This is a genomic window from Streptomyces sp. NPDC039609 (assembly GCF_055596705.1).
The window spans coordinates 39,617-53,900 of the sequence record NZ_JBVIUJ010000018.1 but is presented as its reverse complement, the minus strand read 5'-3'; the positions used below and the strand labels follow the sequence as shown (position 1 = coordinate 53,900).

The 14,284-nt window shown below is 69.3% G+C and carries 12 protein-coding genes and 1 pseudogene; 2 read left to right on the top strand and 11 right to left on the bottom strand.

What is annotated here, in order from left to right; all coding sequences use genetic code 11:
* Window positions 1-26 precede the first annotated feature (26 nt).
* The gene (locus ACZ561_RS36475) at window positions 27-854 is read left to right on the top strand and encodes a helix-turn-helix transcriptional regulator (RefSeq protein ID WP_471003817.1); all 828 of its coding nucleotides are present in this window, start codon (window positions 27-29) and stop codon (window positions 852-854) included.
* Window positions 855-901: 47 nt separating this feature from the next.
* Here the strand turns inward: ACZ561_RS36475 and ACZ561_RS36470 are convergent, their stop codons facing one another.
* The gene (locus ACZ561_RS36470; protein ID WP_471003815.1) at window positions 902-2,095 is read right to left on the bottom strand and encodes a winged helix DNA-binding domain-containing protein; all 1,194 of its coding nucleotides are present in this window, start codon (window positions 2,093-2,095) and stop codon (window positions 902-904) included.
* A 146-nt stretch (window positions 2,096-2,241) separates the two neighbouring features.
* On the opposite strand from ACZ561_RS36470, the gene ACZ561_RS36465 reads away from it, so the two are divergent.
* Window positions 2,242-3,366, top strand: coding sequence for a magnesium and cobalt transport protein CorA (locus ACZ561_RS36465; protein ID WP_471003965.1), 1,125 nt, complete (start codon window positions 2,242-2,244; stop codon window positions 3,364-3,366).
* Between the two features lie 478 nt (window positions 3,367-3,844).
* Here ACZ561_RS36465 and ACZ561_RS36460 read toward each other — a convergent pair whose 3' ends face one another.
* The 10 genes and pseudogenes from ACZ561_RS36460 to ACZ561_RS36415 form a co-directional block, all read right to left on the bottom strand.
* Window positions 3,845-4,171, bottom strand: a complete 327-nt coding sequence (locus ACZ561_RS36460) for a DUF1048 domain-containing protein (protein ID WP_471003813.1) — start codon at window positions 4,169-4,171, stop codon at window positions 3,845-3,847.
* A 1-nt stretch (window position 4,172) separates the two neighbouring features.
* Window positions 4,173-4,529, bottom strand: a complete 357-nt coding sequence (locus tag ACZ561_RS36455) for a DUF1048 domain-containing protein (RefSeq protein WP_471003811.1) — start codon at window positions 4,527-4,529, stop codon at window positions 4,173-4,175.
* The gene (locus ACZ561_RS36450) at window positions 4,526-4,852 is read right to left on the bottom strand and encodes a PadR family transcriptional regulator (protein WP_471003809.1); all 327 of its coding nucleotides are present in this window, start codon (window positions 4,850-4,852) and stop codon (window positions 4,526-4,528) included. The genes ACZ561_RS36455 and ACZ561_RS36450 overlap by 4 nt, the downstream gene beginning before the upstream one ends.
* Window positions 4,853-5,152: 300 nt before the next feature.
* The gene (locus ACZ561_RS36445; protein WP_471003807.1) at window positions 5,153-7,696 is read right to left on the bottom strand and encodes a DUF4118 domain-containing protein; all 2,544 of its coding nucleotides are present in this window, start codon (window positions 7,694-7,696) and stop codon (window positions 5,153-5,155) included.
* A 90-nt stretch (window positions 7,697-7,786) separates the two neighbouring features.
* On the bottom strand, window positions 7,787-8,473 hold the full coding sequence (locus ACZ561_RS36440; protein ID WP_471003805.1) for a response regulator: 687 nt from the start codon (window positions 8,471-8,473) through the stop codon (window positions 7,787-7,789).
* A 100-nt stretch (window positions 8,474-8,573) separates the two neighbouring features.
* Window positions 8,574-9,248: a potassium-transporting ATPase subunit C gene (locus tag ACZ561_RS36435; protein ID WP_471003803.1), complete on the bottom strand. Its 675-nt coding sequence runs from the start codon at window positions 9,246-9,248 to the stop codon at window positions 8,574-8,576.
* Between the two features lie 6 nt (window positions 9,249-9,254).
* Entirely contained in the window at window positions 9,255-11,396 is a 2,142-nt protein-coding gene (kdpB, locus tag ACZ561_RS36430) for a potassium-transporting ATPase subunit KdpB (protein WP_471003801.1), read from the bottom strand.
* The gene (kdpA, locus tag ACZ561_RS36425; protein WP_471003799.1) at window positions 11,393-13,057 is read right to left on the bottom strand and encodes a potassium-transporting ATPase subunit KdpA; all 1,665 of its coding nucleotides are present in this window, start codon (window positions 13,055-13,057) and stop codon (window positions 11,393-11,395) included. Before kdpA ends, kdpB begins: the two co-directional genes overlap by 4 nt.
* 8 nt (window positions 13,058-13,065) lie before the next feature.
* Window positions 13,066-13,155: a K(+)-transporting ATPase subunit F gene (kdpF, locus tag ACZ561_RS36420; RefSeq protein WP_471003797.1), complete on the bottom strand. Its 90-nt coding sequence runs from the start codon at window positions 13,153-13,155 to the stop codon at window positions 13,066-13,068.
* Window positions 13,156-13,650: 495 nt separating this feature from the next.
* Window positions 13,651-13,942, bottom strand: a pseudogene (locus ACZ561_RS36415) (sensor histidine kinase); the annotation flags it as partial.
* Window positions 13,943-14,284 lie beyond the last annotated feature (342 nt).

The window sequence follows — 14,284 nt, the reverse complement described above, 5'->3', positions numbered from 1 at the left end:
CCGTTCGGGGGTGAAGGAGTGGTCGCGTGCCCGAGCGGATGGAAGCGGTCGAGATGCGCGGAGCTCTGGCGCGGCTGCGCCGCACCACCGGGCTGCAGGTGGTCTTCGGCGGACTGCTGCACGAGGGCAGACCGCTGCGGATCTCGGAGCTGAACGGAGCCGTCACGCCCGCCCTGCACGGACTCGCGATCTCCGCGGGCAGCGGTCTGGGCGGGAAGTGCCTGGCGCTGGCGCGGCCGTGCGCGGTCGTCGACTACGCGTCGGCACGGCACATCACGCACGAGTACGACGTTCCCGTGTCGGCGGAGGGCCTGCGCTCGGTGATCGCGGTGCCCGTCGTCGTACGGCGCAAGGTGCGGGGCGTGCTCTACGGGGCGCTGCGGGACTCCCTGCCGCTGGGCGAGCGCGTCGCCGACGCGGCGGTGGCGGCGGCCCGGGACCTGGAGCAGGCACTGGCGGTACGGGACGAGGTGCGGGAGCTGCTGTCGGCCGCTCCGTCCGGAGCGGCCTCGGGACCCTCCTGGGAGGAGGTCCGGCAGGCGCACGGGGAGCTGCGGGAACTGGCGCCCCGGATCGAGGACCCGGAGCTCAGGGAACGGTTGCTCGCGGTGTGCGGCCGCCTGGAGACGGCGTCCACGGCACCAGGCGGGAAGCCCGGTGTGACGCTGACACCACGCGAGCTGGACGTGCTGGCGGCGGTGGCCCAGGGTGCGACGAACGCGGGCGCGGCGGCACGGCTGGGGCTGCGGCCGGAGACGGTGAAGGGGTACCTGCGCTCGGCGATGCGGAAGCTGGGCGCGCACACGCGCCTGGAGGCGGTGGTGGCGGCGAGGAGGGCGGGGGTGCTGCCGTAGGGGTCGGCGCGGCGGAGGCCCTGCTCGCCGCTCGCGCGGCCGGCGGCCTACTCGTCGACGATCCCGAAGGCCACCTCGTACGGAACGCCCGGCTGAGCCATCACCCCGAGCATCCGCCGGGCCTCCTCCTCCAGCTCGGCGCGCTGGGCCTTGGTCGTACGGCCGAAGGGCTGGATGGTCATCGTGGTGCGCTCCTCGGTCTCCTCCAGTCGCCACAGTCCGGCGAGGAGCCCGTCGAGGAGGAAGACGCAGTACGCCTGGTTGCCCTTCCAGGTGCGGTTACGGGCCTCGGTGGCGACGACGCGGCTGCGGTCGGCGTGCGACAGGAGCAGGTTGTCGAACTCGGGGAGGAAGCGCGGCGGGGCCGGGGTGTCCTCGTCGGGGCGCGGGGCGTCGGGCAGGTCGAAGAGCTCGACGCCGTGCTCGTCCTGGAAGGTGACGAGCCCGGGCCGCAGGCGCTCGAAGGCGTCGCGGAGGCGGGTGAGGCCGCACCAGATCTGCATGTCCTTGACGGAGGCGGGGCCGAAGGCGGCGAGGTAGCGCAGGACGGTGTCGTCGAGGACGGCTTCGGCGGGGGCGGCCCCGGGACCGGGATCGGCGGCGGGGGTGGGCTGGGCGGCGTCGGCGGAGACTGCTTCGCCGGGGGCGGACGCGGCGGGCCGGCCGAACCAGGTCTCGGCGGTGGTCAGGCAGACCTGCCCGCTCCGGCGCCACAGACCGCGAGGGGTGACCTGGACGAGGGGCAGCAGGCAGCGTGCGGCGACACCGAGGGACTGGGGGTCCGCGTCCGGCCACTCCACGAGGAGGGCTTCGCGGATCTCCTTCGGGGTACGGGGCCGCTCCTCGACGAGTTCGCGGGCGAGGGCGGCGAGCCGGTCGAGGTCGACGCCGACGAGGCCCTTGCGGAAGATGCCGATCTCGCGGGAGCGGGCGGGCTGGACCAGGGGCCGCAGGGTGAACACGTCCGCTGCGGTGTGGGTGTGGATGGTGGAGCGCATGGTGACGATGCGGGCGGCCCGGCGGGATTCCATGAGCGCGGAGAGGTGCTCGGGCCGGAAGCCGTCGAGACGGGCGGCGAGCGCGTAGTACGGCGGCTTGGTGTTCTGCGCCTGGAGTCCGAGGAGATGCGAGACGGCGTCCTCGGCGGACATCGCGGCAGGGGCCAGCAGGAGCTGACGGGCCAGCGTGGCGCGCCCCAGGGCGCGGGTGGAGAGGACCGGGTTCGTCGTCTTGGAGGCCATGGACAGCACGCTACCCAGACTTGCGGACAGCTGTGGTCCGCAATGGCACACACCTGCGCCGATCGCCGACGCGCTGTGGCCGTACGCCGCGTATATCCTGCCCGGAGACCCTGGACCCGATCATGAACACGGAGAGGGACCCCACGATGTCGGAGCGCCGCCCTCGCGCAGCCTGGCGCCGCCAGCCGGAACGGCCGGCCGCGCCGCCGGAGCCGGGGCCGACCGTGCCCGAGACCGTACCGGCCGACCGGCCGAGCGTGGTGCAGGCGAGCCTCTACCGGGACGGCCGCCGGGTCGCCTCTCCCGCCACGCTGGCCGAGACGTTCCGCCGGCTGCGCGAGTACCCGGACGGCATGGCGTGGATCGGCCTGCACCGCCCGACCGAGTCCGAACTCCACTCGCTGGCAGGCGAGTTCGACCTGCACGAGCTGGCCGTGGAGGACGCGCTCGAGGCACACCAGCGCCCGAAGCTGGAACGTTACGGCGACACTCTCTTCGTCGTGCTGCGCGCGGCCCGCTATCTGGACGCCCAGGAGGAGGTGGACTTCGGCGAGCTCCACATCTTCGTGGGCCAGGACTTCGTGATCACGGTCCGCCACGGCGCGGCTCCGGACCTCTCGGCGGTCCGCCACCGGATGGAGGAGAACCCCGACCTCCTGGCACTGGGCCCGGAGGCGGTCCTGTACGCGATCCTCGACGCGGTGGTCGACGGCTACGCCCCGGTGGTCGCGGGAGTCCAGAACGACATCGACGAGATCGAGACCGAGGTCTTCGGCGGCGACCCGTCGGTCTCCCGCCGCATCTACGAACTCTCCCGGGAAATGGTCGAGTTCCAACGCGCAACCCGCCCCTTGGTGGGCATGTTGCACGGCCTGATGGCCGGCTTCGCCAAGTACGGCACGGACGAGGAACTCCAGCGCTACCTCCGCGACGTGGCCGACCACGTCACCCACACCAGCGAACGCGTGGACGGCTTCCGCCAGGCCCTGACGGAGATCCTGACGGTGAACGCGACCCTGGTGACGCAGCAGCAGAACGCGGAGATGCGGGCGTTGGCGGAGGCGGGCTTCGAACAGAACGAGGAGATCAAGAAGATTTCAGCCTGGGCCGCAATTCTCTTTGCACCCACACTCGTTGGAACCATCTATGGCATGAACTTCGACACCATGCCGGAGCTGCACTGGAACGTCGGATACCCCTTCGCGATCGGCTTGATGGGGGTGGTTTGCGGCAGTTTGTACGCAATCTTCAAGCGCCGGGACTGGCTATAGACGGCGACTGACCCCACGGGCACAGCGCACACGGTTTACTCCTGCACCTCCTGCACGAAAGAGCCATATGGGGCGCTGGGGAGCCCCTGGGGAGAATGCGCGGCACCGGGGAGCGGCCGGTCGCCGCTCTCCCCGACTGCTTCGCGCTTCCCGTCCGGCCGGACTCCCGTTGATCCGACGGCACCGAGGGTGGCAACATCGGCCCCGCCCTTCCCGCTTGACCTTCGACCTGGGTCGAATTCAACTCCGGCCGAGGATCGCCGCCCGCCTGGCCGATGCGGGGCCCGCGCCGCCGAGCCGGCGACGTTCACCGCTTCGCTCCACACCGTCATCGGGCATCTGGACACGCTCCCCGACCGCACCGGCCGCCGCGATCCGGGGAGCGGCTTCCTCTCACCGACGCCGGCACGGGTCAGCGCCTGGCTGCGGCCCGACGCGTCGACGCCACGGTACGAGCCACCGCAGGGGTGCTGACACGCTAAGTTCCGGCCGTGCCGGGTTTCCCGCTGATGGACTCCTGATAGATGTCCGCGTAGGTGGGCGAGTCCTTGACCAGGTCGTCGCAGAAGGCGGCGACGTCGTTTCCGATGAGTTCCAGGACGCCCTTGCCGGCCGCGACACCCTCCTCAAAGAAGTCGACAAGCCCTGGGAGCAGGGCCCCGTCAGGCAGGTCGATCGGCCCGATCTTGAAGAAGTACTTCTGCATCTCCTTGTAGACGATCTGATAGTCCGGGGGAAGCGCCTTGACCCGCGCCGTATGCGCTCGCCACTGCTTCTTGCCCTCGATGATGTCCTGGATGCCCACGTCAGCCTCCTAGCCGGCCCAATTTCCTTGCGACGTTGCGGTTCAACTGCTCGCGCCATCGGTCTCGGTAGCCCCGGGCCCCTTCCCCGCCGGCCAGCGCCGTGCAGAAGCCCTTGATGTCGTCGCCGAGCACCTCATGAACGCTCTGCCCATCCGCGACCGCTTCTTCGAGCAGTCCCAGGGCGCCGTCAAGGATCGGCATCAGGTTGCGACCCGTGAAGTCCGAGTGAGGGGAGAGGTGAAACTTGATCTGCTCCCACGCCGCCCGGTATTCGGCCGGCAGTGCCTCGGCCCGGGCTTCCAGAGCCTTCCATTCCCTGGTCAGGTCGCTGCCGGTCACGGTCTCCCAGAAATTCACCTTCCGGCCCCCTTGAGCTTGTCGATTCGCGAGGAGACGTACGTCCATTTCACCCAGAACTTCCCGAGCTCTTCACGCCCCGCGTCGTTGAGCGCATAGAACTTGCGCGGCGGACCCACCCCGGATGGCCGTTTCGTCACCTGAACGAGCCCGTTCCTCTCCAAGCGCAGCAAGATGGTGTAGACCGTCCCCTCGATGACGTCGGTGAAGCCGAGTTCATTCAGCCGGCGCGTGATGGCGTACCCGTAGGTCTCCTCGCTCCCGATGATTTCCAGCACGCAGCCCTCAAGCGTGCCCTTCAGCATCTCCGTCAGGTCCTCCATAGCGACCCCCTTCTTCGACCTCGACACTACTACGTAGTACCGAGTACCGCTATACGGTAGCACCGAGTAGTGCGACGAGCATGGGGCCACGGAAACGATGCGAATCATCGGCGCCGCGCTGGGTGCGCGCACGTAAGAGGAAAAGGAAGGCCGCGACGCCTGGCAGGTCAAGGGCTGCTGCGCCCGCGCCACCGGCCCCGGTGAGGCCACAGAGTCGGAGGCATGCGGGCGGATGCGGTGCGAGCTGCTCCTGCTGCTGCCGCCCAAAAGCCCCACGACAGCCCCACTGGCCAGATGCTCTCAGGTCGTCTGCTCCCCCGGCAGCTCCGTACGGAAGAAGGGGGAGCCGTCGGCAGTGGGCAGGCCGAGGACCATGGTCAGCCCTCCGCCCGGCGTGTCCTCGGCTGTCAGTGTGCCGCCCATGGCCTCGACGAAGCCCCGGGCCACGGCGAGCCCGAGGCCCACGCCGGCTCCTCGTGGGGCGTCGCCGTAGCGTTGGAAGGCGCCGAAGATGCGGTCCTTGGCCTCGTCGGGGACCCCGGGGCCGCGGTCGATCACCCGTAGTTCGACGCGGTCGGCGATCGTGCTCGCCGCCACGAGGACCGGTTCCCCGTCAGGGCTGTACTTGACGGCGTTCTCCACGATGTTGGCGACGGCCCGTTCGAGCAGGCCACGGTCGACGTCGACCATCGGCAGCGTCTCGGGGATGTCCAGATCGACGCTTCCCTCCAGTACGCCCACCAGCGCCATCGGGACGACCTCGTCGAGGTCGGTCTCCCGGATGACGGCAGTAACGGTCCCCGTTTCGAGGCGGGAAACGTCCAGGAGGTTGCCCACGAGGTGGTCGAGCCGGTCGGCGCCCTCCTCGATCCCGGCGAGGAGTTCGGCCTGGTCCTCCTCGGACCATTCGACGTCGTCCGCTCGCAGGGAGGTGACCGACGCCTTGATGCCGGCAAGCGGGGTGCGCAGGTCGTGGCTGACGGCGGCGAGGAGGGAGGTGCGGATCTTGTTGCCCTCGGCGAGCTTGCGGGCCTCCTCGGCCTCACCGACGAGCCGCTGCCGATCGAGGACGACGGCGGCCTGGGCGGCGAAGGCCCCCAGAACGCGCCGGTCTTCGGCCGGCAGGACCCGGCCGGTCAGCGCCAAGGCCAGGTGGTCGCCGACCGGCATGTCGACGTCCGCATCCTCGGGCCGGCCGACGGAGCGGGGGCCCACGACGCCGACACAACGCCAGGGTTCGGCATCCTCGTCGCGCTCCAGGAGCGCCACCGACTCCATGGCGAAGGTCTCCCGGACCCGTTCGAGGAGCGCTTCGACGCTCGTCTCGCCGCGCAGCACGCTGCCGGCGAGGAAGGACAGCGTCTCCGCCTCGGCGCGGAGCCGGGCGGCCTGATGCGTCCTGCGGGCGGCCAGGTCCACGACGGAGGCCACCGAGATCGCCACCCCGACGAAGATCACCAGGGCGACGATGTTGCGCGGGTCGGCGATCGTGAGCTCGTGGATCGGCGGTGTGAAGAACCAGTTCAACAGGAGGGAGCCGACAGCCGCTGAACCGAGGGCCGGCCGGAGCCCACCGAGCAGCGCGGCGGCGACGACGAGCGTGAGGAAGAGCAGGACGTCGTTCGCCAACCCCAGGTCGGGGGTGACGGTGCTGAGCAGGAGGGTCAACAGGGCCGGGCCGACGATGCCGACCAACCAACCCCAGATGGTCCGCGAACGTCCGAGGCGGGCGCCGCCGGCAACGGGAAGACCGCGCCCCTTCGCCGCCTCGTCGTGGGTGACGATGTGGACGTCGAGGTCCGGTCCGGACTCCCGGGCGACCGTGGCGCTGACGCCGGGGCCGAACACGTAGTGCCAGGAACGGCGACGGCTCACGCCGAGCACGATCTGGGTCGCGTTGACCCCGCGCGCGAACTCGAGCAGCCCGGAGGGGATGTCGTCGCCGATGACGTGGTGGAAGGTACCCCCGAGGTCCTCGACGAGGGTCCGCTGGACGGCCAGTTCCTTCGGCGAAGCCGACGTCAGTCCGTCGCTGCGGGCGATGTAGACGGCGAGCACCTCGCCGCCCGCGCCCTTCTCGGCGAGCCGGACGGCGCGCCGTATGAGGGTGCGGCCTTCGGGACCGCCGGTGAGGCCGACGACGATGCGTTCGCGCGAGCCCCAGATCTTCGAGACGCGGTGCTCGGCCCGGTACTCCTGCAGGTACTCGTCGACGCGGTCGGCGGTCCACAGCAGGGCCAACTCGCGCAGGGCGGTGAGGTTGCCGGGGCGGAAGTAGTTGGAGAGGGCGGCGTCGACCTTGTCCGGCTTGTAGATGTTGCCGTGGGCCATACGACGGCGCAGGGCCTGAGGCGACATGTCGACCAGCTCGATCTGGTCGGCGCGGCGGACGATCTCGTCGGGGACGGTCTCCTTCTGCCGTACGCCGGTGATCGACTCGACGACGTCGCCCAGCGACTCCAGGTGCTGGATGTTGGCCGTCGTGACGACGTCGATACCGGCGGCGAGCAGCTCCTCGACGTCCTGCCAGCGCTTGGCGTTGCGGCAGCCGGGCACGTTGGTGTGCGGGAGCTCGTCGACGAGCGCCACGGCCGGCTTCCTGGCCAGGACCGCGTCGACGTCCATCTCCGTGAAGCTGGTGCCCCGGTACTCGACGGTCCGGCGCGGCACCTGCTCGAGGCCGTGCAGCATCACCTCCGTACGGGGACGGTCGTGGTGCTCCACGAAGGCGACGACGCAGTCCGTGCCGCGCTCGACGCGCCGATGCCCCTCGGAGAGCATCGCGTACGTCTTGCCGACACCCGGCGCCGAGCCGATATAGATCCGAAGCTTTCCGCGTCTCATGGTGTCGTTTCTCGGTCGATGACGGACAGTGCGTATGTGCCTCGTGGCGGACGAAGCCGGCCCCGGGGGGACGGGTCAGCGGCGGAAGCGTCATGCTTCGAAGCGGTAGCCCATTCCGGGTTCGGTGATCAGGTGGTGCGGATGGGCGGGGTCCGCTTCCAGTTTGCGTCGCAGTTGGGCCATGTAGACCCGGAGGTAGTTGGTCTTCCCGCTGTAGCTGGGACCCCAGACCTCCTGGAGAAGGCGCCGCTGGCTGATGAGGATCCCGGGGTTGGAGACCAGGATCTCCAGGAGATGCCATTCGGTCGGCGTCAGCCGTACGTCGCGGTCGGCGCGGCGGACCTTCTTTGCCAGCAGGTCGACGGTGAACTCGTCCGTGCTGACGAGGAGGGCCGTCTGCGGCGGTGCGGGCGACTCCCCCGCACGGCGTGTGGCGGCCCGCAGGCGCGCAAGGAGCTCGTCCATGCTGAACGGCTTGGTCATGTAGTCGTCGGCGCCCGCGTCGAGCGCGCGGATCTTGTCCTCCGAACCGCTGCGGGCGGACAGCACCAGGATCGGGGCCCGGCTCCATCCCCGCAGAGCCTTGATCACGTCCAGGCCGTCCATATCGGGGAGCCCGAGGTCGAGCAGGACCATGTCGGGCTGCTCCGCCGCCACGAGCCGGAGGGCGGTGACACCATCGGGTGCCGCGTCCACCGTGTATCTGCGCGCCTGCAGGTTGATCACCAGCGCGCGGGCGAGCTGCGCGTCGTCCTCCACGACAAGCACCCGGGTCATCGGCGTGCTGCCTTCCTCTTGTCGTCCACGTACGGCGGGAGTCGGCGGGCCGCGCGTCGTTCCGCGGTCCGCCGACTCCCTCTCTGTTGCGATAAGGCCATCAGCCCTTGGCCACCATGGCCTTGAGCGCGATGTTCAGCTGGAGGAGGTTGACGCGGGGCTCTCCGATGAAGCCGAGGATGCGGTCGTCGGTGTGGTCGGCGACGAGCTTGTCGACCTGGGCGACGGTGAGGTTGTTCTTCTCGGCGACGCGGTGGACCTGGAGCTTGGCGTACTCCGGGGAGATGTGCGGGTCGAGGCCGGAGCCGGAGGAGGTGACGGCGTCGGCCGGCACGTCCTGGGGCTTCACCTTGTAGTCGGCGGTGGAGTTGTCCTTGACGACGGCGGCCTTGGCGTCCGTGACCCACTTGATCAGGTCCTCGTTGTCGCCGGACCGGTTGGTCGCGCCGGAGAGGATCAGCTCGTACTGGGTGTTGACGCTGTTGGAGCCGAGGCCGTTGGACGGACGGGGCTGGAACCACTTCAGGTCCGGGCTCGCCGTCTCCTCCCCGTCCTCGAGCGGCAGGTTGTAGGTCTGGCCGATGAGCTCGGAGCCGACGACCTTCCCGTTCCCGTCCTTGATCTCCGAGCCGTTCGCCTTGCCGGGGAAGGCCACTTGGGCGATCCCGGTGACGGCGAGCGGGTAGAGAACACCGGTGATCACGGTCAGGACGAGGAGGGCCCGCAGGCCCGCCCAGAGCAGACGCCCCGCGTTTCCGGCAGAGTTGTTGGTCATCGTGGATCAGCCGATTCCGGGGATGAGGGAGAGGAGCATGTCGATGAGCTTGATGCCGATGAACGGGGCGATCAGACCGCCGAGACCGTAGATCGCGAGGTTCCGGCGGAGCATCGAGTCGGCGCTGGACGGCCGGTAGCGCACGCCCTTGAGCGCAAGCGGCACCAGCGCCACGATGATCAGCGCGTTGAAGATGACGGCCGACAGGATCGCGGACTCGGGCGAGGACAGGCCCATGATGTTGAGCTTGTCGAGCGACGGATAGGCCACCGCGAACATCGCGGGGATGATGGCGAAGTACTTGGCCACGTCGTTGGCGATCGAGAAGGTCGTCAAGGCGCCCCGGGTGATGAGGAGTTGCTTGCCGATCTCGACGATCTCGATGAGCTTGGTCGGGTTGGAGTCCAGGTCGACCATGTTCCCGGCCTCCTTGGCGGCCGAGGTGCCGGTGTTCATGGCCACGCCGACGTCGGCCTGGGCGAGCGCGGGCGCGTCGTTCGTACCGTCGCCGGTCATCGCGACCAGCTTGCCACCGGCCTGCTCGCGCTTGATGAGGGCCATCTTGTCCTCGGGCGTGGCCTCGGCGAGGAAGTCGTCGACACCCGCCTCCTCGGCGATGGCCTTGGCGGTCAGCGGGTTGTCACCCGTGATCATGACCGTCTTGATGCCCATGCGGCGCAGCTCGTCGAACCGCTCCCGCATGCCGTCCTTGACGACGTCCTTCAGATGGATGACACCCAGGACGCGAGCGCCCTTGTCGTCCTTGACCGCGACGAGCAGCGGCGTGCCGCCGGCTTCGGAGATCCGGTTGGCCAGGGTGTCGGCGTCATCGGCGACCTCGCCGCCCTGCTCGCGAACCCAGGTGATGACCGAACCGGCCGCGCCCTTACGGGTCTGCTTGCCGTCGACGTCGACACCCGACATACGGGTCTGGGCGGTGAACTCGATCCAGGTGGCGTGGGCGAGTTCGCCCTGGTGGCGTTCGCGCAGGCCGTACTTCTCCTTGGCGAGGACCACGATGGAGCGACCCTCGGGCGTCTCGTCGGCCAGTGACGACAGCTGGGCGGCGTCGGCCAGTTCGGCCTCCGTGGTGCCCTTGACCGGGACGAACTCGGCGGCCTGGCGGTTGCCCAGGGTGATGGTGCCGGTCTTGTCCAGGAGCAGCGTGGAGACGTCGCCCGCTGCCTCGACCGCGCGGCCGGACATGGCGAGCACGTTGCGCTGCACGAGCCGGTCCATGCCGGCGATGCCGATGGCGGAGAGCAGGGCGCCGATCGTCGTCGGGATGAGGCAGACGAGGAGCGCGGTCAGGACGATCATCGAGGTCTGCTCGTCGGCGCCGGCGTAGATCGCGAACGGCTTCAGCGTGACGACGGCGAGCAGGAAGACGATGGTGAGGGACGCCAGCAGGATGTTGAGGGCGATCTCGTTCGGCGTCTTCTGCCGGGCGGCACCCTCGACCAGGTTGATCATCCGGTCGATGAAGGTCTCGCCGGGCTTCGTCGTGATCTTGATGACGATCCGGTCCGACAGCACCTTCGTGCCGCCGGTGACGGCCGAGCGGTCGCCGCCGGACTCGCGGATGACCGGGGCCGACTCGCCGGTGATGGCGGACTCGTCGACGCTCGCGACACCTTCGACGACGTCTCCGTCGCCGGGGATGATGTCGCCGGCCTCGCAGACCACCAGGTCGCCGATGCGCAGGTCCGTGCCCGGAACGCGCTCCTCGTTCTTGCCGATGAGGCGGCGGGCGACGGTGTCGGTCTTGGCCTTGCGGAGCGTGTCGGCCTGGGCCTTGCCACGGCCCTCGGCCACGGCCTCGGCCAGGTTGGCGAAGATCGTGGTGAGCCAGAGCCAGGCGGTGATCGCCCAGCCGAACCAGTCCGTCGGATCCTTGATCGCCAGCACGGTGGTGACCACCGATCCGACCAGGACCACGAACATCACGGGCGACTTGACCATCACACGCGGGTCGAGCTTCCTGATCGCGTCCGGGAAGGACTTGATCAGCTGCTTCGGGTCGAACAGACCCCCGCCGACCCGCCCGGGGGCATGGTGGCCCCCGGTCAGGTCGCCGTGCGGCGCCTTGGTCGGAGTCGTGGTGGAGGTGGACATGCTGTCCTCGTGGTTCTTTACGTCGTTGGTCATGCCGCGAGCCCTTCGGCGAGCGGTCCCAGCGCGAGGGCCGGGAAGTAGGTCAGACCGGTGATGATCATGATCGTGCCGACCAGGAGGCCCGTGAACAGCGGCTTCTCGGTCCGCAGCGTGCCCGCGGTCTCGGGGACGGGCTTCTGCTCGGCGAGCGATCCGGCAAGCGCGAGAACGAACACCATGGGCAGGAACCGGCCGAGCAGCATCGCGATGCCGATCGTCGAGTTGAACCACTGGGTGTCGGCGTTCAGCCCCGCGAAGGCGGAGCCGTTGTTGTTGGCGCCGGAGGTGTACGCGTAGAGGATCTCGGAGAACCCGTGCGCGCCGCTGTTCGTCATCGAGTTCGCCGGGGTGTCCAGCGCCATCGCCGCGGCGGTGAAGCCCAGCACCAGCGCCGGAGTCACCAGGATGTAGCAGGCGGCGAACTTGATCTCACGGGTGCCGATCTTCTTGCCCAGGTACTCGGGCGTGCGGCCGACCATCAGCCCGGCGATGAACACCGCGATGATCGCCATGATCAACATGCCGTAGAGGCCGGAGCCCACACCGCCGGGCGCGATCTCGCCGAGCTGCATGCCGAGGAGATTGATGCCACCGCCGAAGCCGGTGTTGGAGGAGTGGAAGGAGTTCACGGCGCCGGTCGACGTCAGCGTGGTGGCGACGGAGAAGATCGCCGAGGCGCTGATGCCGAAGCGGGTCTCCTTGCCCTCCATCGCACCGCCGGCGATGTCGAAGGCCGGGCCCTTGCCCGCGAACTCGGTCCACAGCATCAGGCCCGTGAACACGAGCCAGATCGTGGCCATCGTCGCGAGGATCGCGTAACCCTGCTTGAGCGAGCCGACCATGCGGCCGAAGGTGCGGGTCAGCGCGAAGGGAATGACGAGGATCAGGAAGATCTCGAAGAGGTTCGAGAGCCCGTTGGGGTTCTCGAAGGGGTGGGCCGAGTTGGCGTTGAAGTAGCCGCCGCCGTTCGTGCCCAGCTCCTTGATGACCTCCTGGGAGGCGACCGCACCGCCGTTCCACTGCTGTGTGCCGCCCATGAACTGGCCGACCTCGTGGATGCCGGCGAAGTTCTGGACGGCGCCCATGGCGACCAGCAGGATCGCGCCGATCACGGAGATCGGCAGCAGGATACGAACGGTGCCGCGCACCAGGTCGGACCAGAAGTTGCCCAGCTCACCGGTACGGGTGCGGGCGAATCCGCGCACCAGGGCGACCGCGACCGCGATGCCCACCGCCGCCGAGACGAAGTTCTGCACCGCCAGGCCGCCGGTCTGCACGACGTGGCCCATGGCCTGCTCGCCGTAGTACGACTGCCAGTTGGTGTTGGCCACGAAGGACGCGGCCGTGTTGAACGCCTGATCGGGGTCGATCGAGGCGAAACCGAGCGAACCGGGCAGCGAACCCTGCACCCGCTGAAGCAGGTAGAGGAAGAGAACGCTCACCGCCGAGAAGGCGAGGACACCGCGCAGATAGGCGGGCCAGCGCATCTCCACATCAGGGTTCGCGCCGATCGCCTTGTAGATCCACTTCTCGGGCTTGTAGTGCTTCTCCGAGGAATAGACGCGGGCCATGTAGTCACCGAGCGGCCTGTAAGCGAGACCGAGCGCGGCGATCAGGGCGAGGAGCTGGAGCACACCAGCAAGAACAGGACTCATTTCCGTACTCAGAACCTCTCCGGCTTGACGAGGGCGAGGACGAGATAGCCCAGCAGGGCGGCGGCCACGATGAGACCGATGACGTTTTCGGCGGTCACAGCTTGGCCACCCCCTTGGCGATGAAAGCCACCAGCGCGAAGACCGCGATCGTGGTGACGACGAAGGCCACGTCGGCCATCGTGAGCTCCTGAGTGAAGAACGGATTCTCGGACAAGACGAGGAAACCGCCTTTCAGCCACTGCCTGACCTTCGTTAACGCCTCCCTTACGGCCCGCAGCACGCTCTTGACGCGTCTCCTACGCCGTCCTGCCCAGCACTCGGAACCGGCTGGTCGGCGACGCGTTCCCCTCGGCGCCCCAGGCGGTGCGGCTGCACCCCGGTCATCAGGACATCCGGCCCCCGGCGGGTCGTCGCGAGCACCACCCGGTCCCGGCCTCCATCGACGTCGGTCTCGGTGACCCGGCCGCCGTCCCGGTTGCGGTCCCGGCCGGGGTCTCGGCCGCCGTCCCAGTCGCGGTCCCGGTCGGAGTCTCGGCCGCGGTCCCGGTCGCCGTCCCAGTCGCGGTCCCGGACGCGGTCCCCGTACCGGTCGCGGCGACGGGCAGGGAGACCACCATGGTCAGGCCGCCACCGGGGGTGTCCTCGGGGGTCAGCGTGCCGCCCATCGCCTCCGTCAGCCCGCGCGCCAGAGCCAGCCCGAGGCCGATGCCCGTGGTGTTGTCGGTGTCGCCGAGCCGCTGGAAGGGCTCGAAGACCCGCTCGCGGTCGCAGGGCGGCAGGCCGGGGCCCCGGTCGACGATGCGGAGCTCCAACCGGCCCGCCAGCTCGCTGCGTTTCAGCAGCTCCTTGAGCACCCCGGCCCGGTGGGTGCCTGGCCGCGGTCCCCCTCTGGATCGCGAGCCGGGCGGGCCCCTGGCCGTACGGCCGTCGCTCGGCATGTTGCGGCTTCAGTCGGGGCCCCCGCTTCCTGACTGTGCCTGGTACCGGCGGTGATGGTCACGCGCCCTCCACCTTCACACCGACGGACGGTCGTCCGTCCCCCCGTGGTGATCAGTCTTGATCGGGATCATGGCCGGATCGATCCCCCTTGATGCGCCTCTGACGCCTCGCCGGCTCTTCCTAGCGCTTGCTTGACGGATGCCGGAACGCGTCGGCAAGAGCACGTCAAAGGCCCGTCAGGCAGCCGTCAACAGTGACGGAAGGACCCCTTCCGGGAGTGATCCGCGG